Origin of the sequence: uncultured Bradyrhizobium sp., from assembly GCF_947648125.1 — a bacterium.
In the GTDB taxonomy this organism is placed as follows: domain Bacteria; phylum Pseudomonadota; class Alphaproteobacteria; order Rhizobiales; family Xanthobacteraceae; genus Bradyrhizobium.
The window spans coordinates 1-11,497 of the sequence record NZ_CANSMR010000012.1 but is presented as its reverse complement, the minus strand read 5'-3'; the positions used below and the strand labels follow the sequence as shown (position 1 = coordinate 11,497).

Sequence of the window (11,497 nt, the reverse complement as noted above, 5' to 3'; positions counted from 1 at the left end):
GGAAGAGGGAGCCGAGTGCCCGCAGCTTGATCCGCTCGCCTACGACGCGGCGGCCTTGACCTTGTCACGCAAGGTGAAGCGGTCGCCGTCGCGGACCAGCGACACGTTGCGCTGGTGGAAGGCGTCGAGCGTCGCGCGGTGACCGATCGAGACCACCGTGGTGCCGGGCAGCTTCTCGGCGATTAGTCGGTACAACGCGGCCTCCGACGGCTCGTCGAGCGAGGCCGTCGCCTCGTCGAGGAACAGGAATTGCGGTGCATGCAACAGCGCGCGGGCGATGCCGAGCCGCTGCTGCTCGCCGAGCGACAGCATCCGGTTCCAGTGCGCTTCTTCCTCGAGCCGCGCCGCGAGTTGCGGCAGTCCGACGGCGGCGAGGACCTCGCGGACCCGTCCCGCATCGAAGCTTGTAGCCCGGCCCGGATAGACCACCGCGTCATGCAGCGAGCCGATCGGCAGATAGGGACGTTGCGGCAGCGTCATCAGGCTGGCATTGGCCGGGATATTGACCGCGCCGCGGCCGAACGGCCAGATGCCGGCCACCGCGCGGAACAGCGTCGACTTGCCGGCGCCGGAGGGACCGGTGACAAGGGTGCGTTCATTGTCGCGCAGGCTGAAGCCGTCGGCCGCGAGCAACGGCTTGCCGTCCGGCAGGGTGACCAGGAGTTCGTCGAGATCGATGGCGTCGCCGCCTGAAGGTTTGACGTGGATGATGTCCTGCCGTTGCGCGAGCGCATCGCCACCGCGGATCGATTTCTCGAAGCCGTCAAGACGCGCGACCACCGATTGCCATTCGGCCAGCGTCCGGTAGGCCGAGATGAAGAAGGACAGTGAATCCTGCACGCTGCTGAAGGCGGAGGCGGTCTGCATCATGCCGCCGAGCTGGATCTTATTGGCGAAATAGGCCGGTGCGATCAGCACGTAGGGGAAGATCACGGCGGCTTGCGAATAGGTCGCGGTGAACGCGGTCAGCTTCTTGGTTCGTTGCATGATGTCGAGCCAGTTTCCGACTACGAATCCGAAGCGATCGAGCAATCGCGTGCGCTCCGCCGGTTCACCATGCAGCAGTGCAATCTGCTCGGCGTTCTCGCGGGTCCGCACCAGGTTGAAGCGGAAGTCGGCTTCGAACCGTTGCTGCCGGAAGTTGAGGTCAACCAGCGGCCTGCCGATCACGTGGGTCAAGACCGTTCCGAGGGTCGCGTAGACCAGCGCGCCCAGCACCAGATAGCCGGGGATCGCGATGTCCTTGCCGAACAGATGTAGCGGCGCCTGATTGGACAGGCCCCACAGAATGAACACGAAGGAGGCGAGGGTCACCACGGCGCTCAGCAATCCGATCCCGAGCGTCAGGGTCTGTTCGACGAAGCGCTGGGTGTCGTCGGCGATACGCTGGTCCGGGTTGTCGGCGGCGTCGCCGAGCAACTGCATGCGATAGTGGTTGGCATCGTGCAGCCAGCCGCCGAGATAACGCGTGGTCATCCAGCGCCGCCAGCGGATCTGCAGCCATTGATTGAGATAGAGCTGGTAGACTTTCAGGCCGATCCAGAACGCTGCGAGCACGCAGAAATAGCCGATCTGATAGGTGAAGACCGCCTGATCACGCTCCTGCAGCGCGTTGTAGAAAACATTGTTCCAGCGGTTGAACAGCACGGTCAGAAAGACGGCGGCGAGCTCGAGTATCACCACCGCGGCCAGAAGTCCGCGGCCTGCCCATTTGTCGTCGGAGTTGAAATAGGGCGAGGCGATGCGCCACACCGTCGCGAGCGTCGAGCGAATGTTGTTCACAGATTACCGTCTCCGGGGAAGCGGCCGCAACGGCCTGAAGAATCGGGACAATCGGCGTAGCCTTCGACTAAAGTCGTAGCTCTGGCATGCAAGCGTTGGCTTGTCCCGGCGATCGAGTCAACCCTAGCATGACGACAACGGCGAGGGGCGGGGGACCTTCGATTTTTCGCGAGGATGTGAGCGATCCTTACCGATCGTTCATTCGCGAGCCGGGGCTGCAATCTTTCCGACGGACTCCCGCAATCGCACCAGCGCGCCTGCCTGCACCGAGGCCGGTCCGCTGCATAAGAATGTGGGAAGGATCCCGAGATGAGCACCTGGAATCAAATCTACAATCCGCTCGGCAATGCGGGGCTGTCGACGCTGGCGGCCGCCATTCCCGTGGTCACGCTGCTGGTCCTGATCGCCAGTGGCAAGGTGAAGGCGCATATCGCGGCCATCATCGCCGTGATCGTGACCAACCTGATCACGATCTTCGTGTTCACGATGCCGGCCGGCATGTCGATCCGCGCATCGATCCTCGGCATCGTCACCGGGTTCTTTCCGATCGGCTGGATCGTGCTCAACGTCATCTTCCTCTACCAGGTCACGGTGAGGTGCGGGAAGTTCGAGCTGTTGAAGCGCGCGGTCGGCGGCGTCACCGAGGATCGCCGCTTGCAGCTGCTCCTGATCGCGTTCTCGTTCGGCGCCTTCTTCGAGGGCGCCTCGGGGTTCGGCACGCCGGTTGCGATCACCGGCGCGGTGCTGATCGGGCTCGGCTTCTCGCCGCTCGCGGCCTCCGGCCTGTCGCTGATCGCCAACACGGCGCCGGTCGCCTACGGCGCGCTTGGCACCCCGATCCAGGGCCTCGCCTCGGTCACCGGGCTCGATCCCTACATCCTCGGCGCGATGGTCGGCCGGCAGCTGCCGCTGTTCTCGCTGATCGTGCCGTTCTGGGTGGTGTGGGCGTTCGCGGGCTGGCGCGGCATGAAGGAGATCTGGCCGGCGGTCCTGGTCACCGGCGTGTCGTTTGCGGTCCCGCAATTCGTGATCTCGAACTTCATCAACCCCTGGATCGTCGACATCGGCGCCTCGCTGATCTCGATGGGCATGCTGATCCTGTTCCTTAAGGTCTGGCAGCCGAGGCAGCTCTGGCTGTCGCCGGCGCTGCGCGGCCGCGATGAATCGGCGGCGACGATGGCGGCCGCTCCGCCGCTCGACAAGACGCCGCTGACCCGGGGCGAATTGTGGAGCGCGCTGCTGCCGTGGATCATCGTCTGCATCCTGATGCTGATCTGGGGCAACGGCGCCTTCAAGACCTGGGCGAATGCCAACTTCGTCTGGAACTATGCGGTGCCCGACCTCGACAAGCTGATCTTCAAGGTGCCGCCGGTGGCCGCCAAGCCGACGCCGGAAGGCGCCGTGTTCAGCTTCACCTATTTGTCGTTCACCGGCACCGGCATGCTGATCGCCGCGATCATCTCGGGTCTCTTGATGGGCTTCTCGCCTGCCAAGCTGATCGCCGAATATGGCCGCACCATCCGTCTCTGCGCGATCTCGCTGATCACGATCTCGGCGATGCTGGCGATCGGCACGCTGACCCGGCTGTCCGGCGTCGACGCCACGCTCGGCCTCGCCTTCGCGGCGACCGGTGTGCTCTATCCCTTCTTCGGCACCTTGCTCGGCTGGCTCGGCGTGGCGCTTACCGGATCGGATACCGCATCGAACGTGCTGTTCGGCAATCTGCAGAAGATCACCTCCGAGCAGCTCGGCCTGTCGCCGATCCTGATGGCGGCCGCGAACTCCTCGGGCGGCGTGATGGGCAAGATGATCGACGCGCAATCGATCGTGGTCGCCTCGACTGCGACCAACTGGTACGGCCACGAAGGATCGATCCTGCGCTACGTGTTCCTGCACTCGATCGTGCTGGCGTGCCTGGTCGGTCTGTTCGTGACCCTGCAGGCCTATGTCTACCCGTTCACGGCGATGGTTCTGAAATAACGAGGCGAGGCGTCGCCCAAACGAAGATCCCCGCGGGTGAGAGCCCGCGGGGATTTTGCTTTTCAAGCGCTTTTTCTCGCGCCGCCATTCTGGCCAATCGCAGCCTCGTCCCATACAAGGGCGGCGTCGCAATTGCTGGGAATGGCATGATCTCGATGAAGCGGATTCTGAACGGCGGCATGGCCGCGTTGGCGGTCGTTGCAGCGGCGCTTGGCGCGGGGCCGGTGCAGGCCCAGGAAGAATTCCCGTTCGGCTTCGTGATGACGCTCGATGCCGCGCGCATGCCGGGCTCCAAGCGGATTCCCTCGATCGAGGTCGGCGACAATGGCGAGGTGATCCTCGAGCTGTGGTGCGACGGCGGCAAGGGCCAGTTCTCGGTTGCCGGCAACACCATCGTGTTCGTGCCCGGCGCGATGGAGAACCGCAACTGCGCGCCGGACCGGGCGCAGGCCGACAAGGATCTGCTCGCCGCGCTCGGCGACATGACGAGCTGGCGGCGGCAGGGTGATCAGGTCACGTTCATCGGAAGCAAGTCGCTGCGTTTCGTGATCAATAGCAACTAGGGCCTGATCCGGAAAAGTGCGGAGCGGTTTTCCGAAAAGATCATGCCCAAGCAAGAGGTGACGAACACGTCGAGCGCAGCCGCTCAGGGCGTCGCGACCAATCCGCTTGCGGTGGCAACGATCCAGCGATTGCCCCAGCGCACGATGGAATCGACCCGACCGAGGCCAGGGACGACATCGCCGCGTGCGGCCATCTTGACGCCCTCCGGCCCTTCGAGCACGGCGGTGCCGTCGCGGACTTCGACCACCGACCAGCCGGGGATGGTGCTCGGACGTGTCTCCGGTCCTGCTGCCAGCTGCGGCTTCGACCCGAGCGCGGCGGCTTGCGCGCCGAGCGTGGTGGGCGCGGCCCCCAGCACTTGCGGGCGTGGATTGGCGATAGCCTTGGGAATGCTGCCGGTGACGGCGGGGTCGGCGTTGGAGGCGGTCCGGCGCGGGCTCTCGCTCTTTCGACTCGGCGGCGCCTCCGCGACGTGCGGGACCGGGGCTTCCTTCTGGGCGACCGAGACTGGGGCCGGAGCGATCAAGTCGTGCCAGTTGGCGCCGCCGGTCCATCCCAGCACGAAGCTTGCGGCCAGCGCGGTGGCTGCCAGCAGCGCGGTGCCGATCCGGTCAGCGAACGGCTCCCGCAGCAGCAGGGCGGCGTCGTGGTTTTCGCCTGAGACGTCCCAGAGGTCCGCCGTCTGCGCCGGCGAATGACCCTCCGTCACATCCGTTGGCCAGATGCTCCCAGGACTGATCGGCTCGCGGTCTTGCATGGCGTGACCTGTGTTCGGTGACGCAAAGGATGATCCTCGAAACTGAATCGAGCCTTAATTTTCGGTGACCGAACTGCGGCAGCACGAGGTCTTTTGGTCGCAGTCCCGTAAATTGACGGGGCGGTGAGGGCGGCCGACAATCGCGTACGACGCCCCTGCATTGGGCCAGAGATGCACAAGCCTGACATCAACATCGCCCCCGAAGACCCGCGACAGGCGGAGGTGCGGCAGCTGATCGATCTGTCGGACGCCCACATGCAGGCGCTGTATCCGCCTGATAGCAATCATCTCGCCGCCGCCGAGACGCTGGCCGTCCCCGGACACCGTCTTCCTCGTCGCGCGGCGCGATGGCGAGGTGCTCGGCTCGATCGCCTTCCGCCTCATCGGGCCCGGTCATGCCGAGATGAAGCGGATGTTCGTGCGTGCCGATGCGCGCGGACACGGGCTCGGCCGCCGCCTGCTCGACGCGCTGGAAGACGCGGCGCGCGGCCGGCGGATCGCGCGCATCAGCCTGGAGACCGGGATCCGGCAGCCGGAGGCGATCGGGCTCTATCGCGCCGCCGGCTACCAGGAATGTCCGCCGTTCGGGGGCTACGCGCCCGATCCGCTCAGCCTGTTCATGACCAAGCGTCTCTAACTCCCAGCGGTCGTTTCCGGACGCCGTCACCGCAAAGCGGGTCGTCGCGGCGCGCTGGCGTCGCTATAGCGATTGCATGCTCGAATTCGCCGCCCAGTATGCAGCCTTTCAGCGCCGCGATCCGGCCTGGGACGGCGTCGTGTTCGTCGCGGTCCGGACCACGGGCGTGTACTGCCGTCCGGTGTGCCGGGCGCGTACGCCGCTCGCCCGCAATGTGCGGTTCTATGGCAGCGCGGCGTCGGCCGAGCGCGCCGGCTACCGGCCCTGCCTGCGCTGCCGTCCCGAGGCGGCGCCGTTCTGCCCGGCATGGAAAGGCACCAGGACCACCGTCGAGCGCGCGCTGGCACTGATCGAAGCCGGCGCACTCGACCGCGGCAATGTCGAAGCGCTGGCCGATCGGCTCGGCATCGGCGCACGGCATCTGTCGCGGCTGTTCGCCGAGCATCTCGATGCCTCGCCGCTGCAGGTCGCGCTCTCGCTGCGCGTGCAGCGCGCCAAGCGCCTGATCGACGAGAGCGATCTTCCGCTCTCTCTGGTGGCGCGGCGCGCCGGCTTCTCCAGCGCAAGACGCATGAACGCCGCATTCGCAAAACTCTACGGTCGCTCTCCCGTCTCGCTGCGACGGAAGCGGCCGGCAAATATCACGATGCCATGAACCTCGATGGAGATCTGCAATGGCCAAGAGCTACGGCACCGTCAGCGCCGAACAGAAACTCAAGATGAGCGGCCTCGAATTCGTGCAAGGGCTCGCCTCTGGCGCGTTGCCGCTCAACACCATCGCGCGGACGCTCGGCTACGACGTCACCGAAGCCGAGCACGGCCGCGTCGTCGTCACGCTGCTGCCGACCGATGCGCATCTCAATCCGGCGGGCACCGTGCATGGCGGGCTCACTGCGACGTTGCTCGACAGCTGCATGGGCCTGGCCGTGCAGTCGACGCTCGATGCCGGTACGAGCCAGACCACGTTGGAATTCAAGATCTCGCTGGTGCGGCCGATCACGCCCGACACCGGTCCGATCCGCGCCGAGGGCCAGGTGCTCAATTGCGGCCGCCGCATCGGCACCGCGGAGGGCAGGGTGACCGACGAGAAGGGGCGGCTGCTCGCGCATGGCACGACCACGTGCCTGATCTTTCCAGCCTGATGAGGAGCTGCTGCGGAGAGCCTGCGCCGACACTGCATCGGGAGATGCGGTGCCGGCGCAGTAACATTGGAATGGGTCCAGCGAGCCTACGGATTGGAGCGCTTCAATTTCACTGAGCCGATCGTTTGCGCTACCCGAACGCATGAGACTAGCGTTCGGGAGACATGATGCGATCGTCGACGCAATCCAGCCGCGTTCAGCGTGGGGCCGGCGCAGATTCCGGCATGTTGTTCCAGCCGGCAGGCAGCTCGCCGCCGGGCCGTGCCGCGGCGCCGGCGTGTTCGGGCAAGCGGATGAGGCCGAGTTGCAGCATGGCGGTGATCGCGTCTTCTTGTCCGAGCTCTTCAGCGATCCGTCCGTCCTGCACGCGCAGCACGGTCGTGCCGGCGAACGTCATCTTGCGGCCGGAGGCCGCGGGCAGCGAGCCGAGCCGGAAGTCGCTGAACGCAGGTCCGGTGTGGGTGCCGCCGCCTTCCCAGCGGCCGACAACGAGGTCGCCTTCCGCGACGAGATCGCCGACGCCCCAGAAATTGAGGTCCGGAAACGCCTCGCGAAACTCGGTCATGAATTTCGTCACCGCGGCGCGGCCCTTCTTCGGGTCGTGCATCGGATAGTGCACGACAATGTCTGATGTTGCGAGCTCGTTGATGATGCGCGGATTCCAGGGGTTGCCCCAGAACTCCTTGAACCATCGGCCTACGATGGTCTTGTTTTGCTCTGACATCTCTTCGTCTCCATTTGCGCATTGCCGGTATCGCGACCGGCGTTGTCTCGATGTGCGCAGTAGGCATTCGAAGACGTGTGTCGGGCCACCCGATTCCGGATCGGGCGCGCGAGCGCGTTGGAGGCGAGATTCCGCTTTGTCGATATGGCGCTTAGCGCCGCTTCTCAAACACCATCGTGCAATCGGAAAGCGGGTGGTCAGCAACACGCCAACGCGAAATTGTTGCGCGCAACATGGAGGAGAACATCATGCGCAAATTTCATTCGATCGCCGCGCTGTGCGGCGACGGACTTCGGCCCGAGTTGCAAGCGCTGTTCGATCGCCTCGCGATCGACCCTCGCTCTGAACTGTTCGTCAGAGATGACGGGATGCTTCAGTCCGGTCCTGACGCAACTCCCGAGGCGGCGCGCGACAACGTCGTGCCGTTGAAGCGCAGGACGGCCTGAATCGGGCGAGCGCCGGCTTCAGCGCCACACCGACTTGTCGGCGTCCCAGCGTTGGCCTTTGAATTCCTTGAGCAGCGCGTCGATCGCGCCGTTGTCGTCCTTGGCCTCGCTGCCTTCCTCGTCGCTGCTGGAATCGTCGGAGAGATTGAGCTTGGCGCCGGCGCTGTCGTCCGACGTCGAGACGGTCGGGCTCGAGACCCACAGCATCAGTTTGTCCGAGCTGCCGGGCTTGTCGGGCGAGACGAGGGCGGTGAGCTCGTAATTCTGGGTAAGGCCGAGCGCAGGGTAGATCGCGCTCGGCCGCTTCAGCAGCAGCTTGAGCTTGCCGGTATTCGCGTTCCATGTCGCCGAGGCGGGCTTTGCGGCAAGCGTCTTCGTCAGCACGCCCGCGATCGCGGTTGCGAGCTTGTCCTTGTTGATCTTGTCACCGTCGCGCCAGTCGGCGGCGGCAAAGCGGATGGTGCGGTCCATCTCGACCACGCCGCTGGTCCAGCCGGCCGCCGTCACGCCGGGCGTCGATTTCACCTTGGCAAGCAGCGCGCTGGCGTGCTCGGGATCGACGGTGAGGTTGATGGTCTGCTCACCGGAGCGCATCGCCTCGCAGGTCACCGCGAGGCTGGAGGTGCCGACCTCGACAGCTTCGCCCTTCAGGCTCTTGAGGAAATCGGCCGCCGCATCGAGCTTCACCCGCACGCCGATCGATTCCGGCGAGACGTCGGTAAAATCCTTCGGCTGCGGCGTGATGCCGTCCTCGGTGGCCTGGTTGTCCTGGAATTCCTTCTCGCTGAGATCGGAATTATCCGTCGAGGCGACCTCGGTCACGGTCTGGCCGATCGTGATCTGGCCGCGGAACTCAAAACTGTCACCGGTCTGCTTGCGGTTCAGCTTGACCGTGATCGGCTGCTTGTCGGCGACGCTCTGGGTGGTGCCGGAGAGCGTCTGACCGTTGACGGTGAGGTTGGCGACGAAGCGATCCTTGCGGTCGGAGCTCTTGTCGGCGGGATAGCAGACGTCGAGCATGGCCGCGGTCACGGTCTTGCCCTGGCGGGTTTCCTTCAGCACGACGTCGGCATTGCCGTCCATCAGTCCATCGATCGAAGTGAAATAGCGCGTCTCGGGGCCATTCGACGGTGCCGGCTTGGTTTGCAGCTTCATCTGGGCGAGGGCAGGTGCCGAGACGACGGCAAGACCGAGCAGCAGGAGCGGGAGCGCGCGCATACGATGAGTCCTCGAAGGGCAGAATCGGTTCCGTCGTAACTAGCAAACCTCCGCGTTATTGGCCAAAAAAGAAGGCCGCCTAACGGCGGCGCTTGCAGAATCGCTGTCATGCGCGGTCGTCAGGTTCCTGGCCGCTCTCCAACCTGCCGCGCAGCGTGCTCACGACGCGGCTGGTGGATTCGAGGTCCTTCATCGACAGCCCGTCGGAAAGGCGGTTCACCCAGGGCAGCTGCAGGCGCATGGCCGCATCGAAGGCGTGCCGTCCCTTGTCGGTCAGCACGACGAGCTGGGCGCGGCGATGATGCGGGTTGGTCTCGAAGGTGACGAGCCCGTCCCGTTGCAGGTCGTTGACGATCCGCTGCACGTTTTGTCTTGCAGCGCCGAGGTCGCGCGCCAGCCACGCGACCGGTTGCGGGCGCTCAGTGGTGACGATGGCGCCGAGGATCTGCCAGCGCGCGCTGGTCAGGCCAAGTCCCGCCACCATCCGGTCGCCGGCGGTGAAAAGCAGGCTGTTGAGCCTGAACAGGTCGAGAATCAGGTTGCTCAAGGCTTCGCCGGCCGGCGTTCGCTTGGTCTGCGGCATTTGTCACCATATGTTTATATTGACATTATGATGTCAATATCATATGTATCCATCTGATCGAAATGACATCATAGCACCATATTAACGGAGCCAGCTATGCCGCAGATGCGCCCCCTCGACCCCGCATTCCCGATCGAACGCCAACTCGCCGTCGATGCCACCAACATCGTGCTCGTCAACGTCTTCACGCTCGATGCGGCCGATGAGGACACCTTTTTGAAAGCCTGGCAGGCCGACGCCGCCATCATGAAGCGGCAGCCGGGCTTCATCTCGACCCAGCTGCACCGCGCGCTCGGCGACAGCCCGGCCTATCTGAACTACGCCGTGTGGGAATCCACCGCGGCCTTCCGGGCCGCCTTCATGAACCCGGAGTTCAGGGCCAAGCTGTCGGCCTATCCGGCCTCGGCGGTCGCGTCGCCGCATCTGTTCCAGAAGGTGGCGGTGGCTGACATCTGCGTCGCGTAGGTTCGTACTCGTCTTGCCCGGCCCATCGACGTCATTGCGAGCGAAGCGAAGCAATCCATCAGGCCGCAAGTGGAAAAATGGATTGCTTCGTCGCTATCGCTCCTCGCAATGACGGTGGTGCCAAACATCACGGCCCCCGTCGCGGGCGAAAGCGAACATTGGACGTCGCGTCAAAACGCTCAACTGTGCACCAGCATGCCGACACCGAGCGTGGCGGCAGCAGCCAGAAAGGAAATATCCAGAAACCGCAGCGGCGCTTTTGGACGACGGCCGGCCGAACCGGACATGACGTAATAGACGCAATAGCCCGCGCCGAGCACGACAAACGTCAACGTTTGCTTGAACCAGAACGTCAAGACGATCGCAAGATCATCGGTGCTGTCCAGGGCATAGGCGCCCAGCGCGAGCACCGCGCCGATCGCGTAGAACAGCGCCAGCGTTGACGTCAGGGATTTGGCGTCGCGGGACATCAGATGATCCTTACAGCTCCATTGTAATCAGATCGCAAAAAAGAAGGCCGCCCGGAGGCGGCCTTCGATCTCGATGCGAATGTGCTGACCGGGCTCAGAAGCCCCCCATGCCGCCCATTCCACCCATGCCGCCGCCCGGCATCGCCGGCGCTGCGTCCTTCGGCACTTCGGCGACCATGGCCTCGGTGGTCACCAGCAGGCCGGCCACCGAAGAGGCGTCCTGCAGTGCAGTGCGCACCACCTTGGCGGGGTCGATGATGCCCTTGTCGACCATGTCGACATAGTCCTCGGTCTGGGCGTCGAAGCCGAAGGTCTCCGACTTGTTCTCGAGGATCTTGCCGACCACGATCGAGCCCTCGACACCGGCGTTCTCCGAGATCTGGCGAACCGGAGCTTCGAGCGCCTTGAGCACGATGTTGATGCCGGCCTGGACGTCGGCATTGGGGTTGGTGAGACGGCCGACCGCCTTCTTGGCGCGCAGCAGCGCGACGCCGCCGCCCGGCACGATGCCTTCCTGCACCGCGGCGCGGGTCGCATTCAGCGCGTCCTCGACACGGTCCTTCTTCTCCTTGACCTCGACCTCGGTCGCGCCGCCGACCTTGATGACGGCAACGCCGCCGGCGAGCTTGGCAAGGCGCTCCTGCAGCTTCTCACGGTCGTAGTCCGAGGTGGTTTCCTCGATCTGCGCCTTGATCTGGCCAACGCGGGCGTCGATGTCCTTCTTCTTGC

13 protein-coding genes and 1 pseudogene are annotated in these 11,497 nt (G+C 64.8%); 7 read left to right on the top strand and 7 right to left on the bottom strand.

All coding sequences use genetic code 11. The annotated features are described in order from the left end of the window. Positions 1-39: 39 nt before the first annotated feature. On the bottom strand, positions 40-1,782 hold the full coding sequence (locus Q0030_RS21350) for an ABC transporter ATP-binding protein/permease (protein ID WP_298371412.1): 1,743 nt from the start codon (positions 1,780-1,782) through the stop codon (positions 40-42). 309 nt (positions 1,783-2,091) lie between these two features. Here Q0030_RS21350 and Q0030_RS21345 point away from each other — a divergent pair, with 309 nt between their 5' ends. Beyond that, positions 2,092-3,762 (top strand): L-lactate permease, encoded by a 1,671-nt coding sequence (locus Q0030_RS21345; protein WP_298371410.1) that lies wholly within the window; start codon positions 2,092-2,094, stop codon positions 3,760-3,762. Between the two features lie 146 nt (positions 3,763-3,908). After that, complete coding sequence (locus Q0030_RS21340) at positions 3,909-4,325, top strand: META domain-containing protein (protein WP_298371408.1); 417 nt, start codon at positions 3,909-3,911, stop codon at positions 4,323-4,325. Between the two features lie 83 nt (positions 4,326-4,408). Here the strand turns inward: Q0030_RS21340 and Q0030_RS21335 are convergent, their stop codons facing one another. Then, the gene (locus Q0030_RS21335; RefSeq protein WP_298371406.1) at positions 4,409-5,035 is read right to left on the bottom strand and encodes a hypothetical protein; all 627 of its coding nucleotides are present in this window, start codon (positions 5,033-5,035) and stop codon (positions 4,409-4,411) included. Between the two features lie 219 nt (positions 5,036-5,254). Between Q0030_RS21335 and Q0030_RS21330 the strand changes: the two are divergent. The 3 genes and pseudogenes from Q0030_RS21330 to Q0030_RS21320 all read left to right on the top strand — a co-directional run bounded on the left by Q0030_RS21330 (position 5,255) and on the right by Q0030_RS21320 (position 6,862). Continuing rightward, positions 5,255-5,720 (top strand): annotated as a pseudogene (locus Q0030_RS21330) (GNAT family N-acetyltransferase). 76 nt (positions 5,721-5,796) lie between these two features. Next, positions 5,797-6,375, top strand: coding sequence for an Ada metal-binding domain-containing protein (locus Q0030_RS21325; RefSeq protein WP_298371404.1), 579 nt, complete (start codon positions 5,797-5,799; stop codon positions 6,373-6,375). Positions 6,376-6,394: 19 nt separating this feature from the next. Further along, on the top strand, positions 6,395-6,862 hold the full coding sequence (locus Q0030_RS21320) for a PaaI family thioesterase (protein WP_298371402.1): 468 nt from the start codon (positions 6,395-6,397) through the stop codon (positions 6,860-6,862). A gap of 196 nt (positions 6,863-7,058) precedes the next feature. On the opposite strand, the gene Q0030_RS21315 is transcribed toward Q0030_RS21320, so the two are convergent. Continuing rightward, a complete protein-coding gene (locus Q0030_RS21315; protein ID WP_363323476.1) occupies positions 7,059-7,586 on the bottom strand; it encodes an ester cyclase in 528 nt (175 codons plus the stop codon). Between the two features lie 248 nt (positions 7,587-7,834). Between Q0030_RS21315 and Q0030_RS21310 the strand changes: the two genes are divergently transcribed. After that, positions 7,835-8,032: a hypothetical protein gene (locus Q0030_RS21310; protein WP_298371400.1), complete on the top strand. Its 198-nt coding sequence runs from the start codon at positions 7,835-7,837 to the stop codon at positions 8,030-8,032. An 18-nt stretch (positions 8,033-8,050) separates the two neighbouring features. Here Q0030_RS21310 and Q0030_RS21305 read toward each other — a convergent pair whose 3' ends face one another. After that, positions 8,051-9,250: a hypothetical protein gene (locus Q0030_RS21305; RefSeq protein WP_298371398.1), complete on the bottom strand. Its 1,200-nt coding sequence runs from the start codon at positions 9,248-9,250 to the stop codon at positions 8,051-8,053. Positions 9,251-9,356: 106 nt separating this feature from the next. Then, the gene (locus tag Q0030_RS21300) at positions 9,357-9,833 is read right to left on the bottom strand and encodes a MarR family winged helix-turn-helix transcriptional regulator (RefSeq protein WP_298371396.1); all 477 of its coding nucleotides are present in this window, start codon (positions 9,831-9,833) and stop codon (positions 9,357-9,359) included. Positions 9,834-9,929: 96 nt separating this feature from the next. Here Q0030_RS21300 and Q0030_RS21295 point away from each other — a divergent pair, with 96 nt between their 5' ends. After that, complete coding sequence (locus Q0030_RS21295; protein WP_298371394.1) at positions 9,930-10,298, top strand: antibiotic biosynthesis monooxygenase family protein; 369 nt, start codon at positions 9,930-9,932, stop codon at positions 10,296-10,298. 179 nt (positions 10,299-10,477) lie between these two features. Here Q0030_RS21295 and Q0030_RS21290 read toward each other — a convergent pair whose 3' ends face one another. Continuing rightward, a complete protein-coding gene (locus Q0030_RS21290; RefSeq protein WP_298371392.1) occupies positions 10,478-10,768 on the bottom strand; it encodes a hypothetical protein in 291 nt (96 codons plus the stop codon). 94 nt (positions 10,769-10,862) lie between these two features. Then, on the bottom strand, positions 10,863-11,497 hold a 635-nt coding region (locus Q0030_RS21285), incomplete at its 5' end, for a TCP-1/cpn60 chaperonin family protein (protein WP_298371390.1).

Bases quoted from the DNA above. Each gene is read 5' to 3' on its own strand.
- Q0030_RS21305 (WP_298371398.1), bottom strand. From the start codon at position 9,250: ATGCGCGCGCTCCCGCTCCTGCTGCTCGGTCTTGCCGTCGTCTCGGCA.
- Q0030_RS21295 (WP_298371394.1), top strand. From the start codon at position 9,930: ATGCCGCAGATGCGCCCCCTCGACCCCGCATTCCCGATCGAACGCCAA.
- Q0030_RS21315 (WP_363323476.1), bottom strand. From the start codon at position 7,586: ATGTCAGAGCAAAACAAGACCATCGTAGGCCGATGGTTCAAGGAGTTC.
- Q0030_RS21325 (WP_298371404.1), top strand. From the start codon at position 5,797: ATGCTCGAATTCGCCGCCCAGTATGCAGCCTTTCAGCGCCGCGATCCG.
- Q0030_RS21290 (WP_298371392.1), bottom strand. From the start codon at position 10,768: ATGTCCCGCGACGCCAAATCCCTGACGTCAACGCTGGCGCTGTTCTAC.
- Q0030_RS21340 (WP_298371408.1), top strand. From the start codon at position 3,909: ATGATCTCGATGAAGCGGATTCTGAACGGCGGCATGGCCGCGTTGGCG.
- Q0030_RS21320 (WP_298371402.1), top strand. From the start codon at position 6,395: ATGGCCAAGAGCTACGGCACCGTCAGCGCCGAACAGAAACTCAAGATG.
- Q0030_RS21300 (WP_298371396.1), bottom strand. From the start codon at position 9,833: ATGCCGCAGACCAAGCGAACGCCGGCCGGCGAAGCCTTGAGCAACCTG.
- Q0030_RS21310 (WP_298371400.1), top strand. From the start codon at position 7,835: ATGCGCAAATTTCATTCGATCGCCGCGCTGTGCGGCGACGGACTTCGG.
- Q0030_RS21345 (WP_298371410.1), top strand. From the start codon at position 2,092: ATGAGCACCTGGAATCAAATCTACAATCCGCTCGGCAATGCGGGGCTG.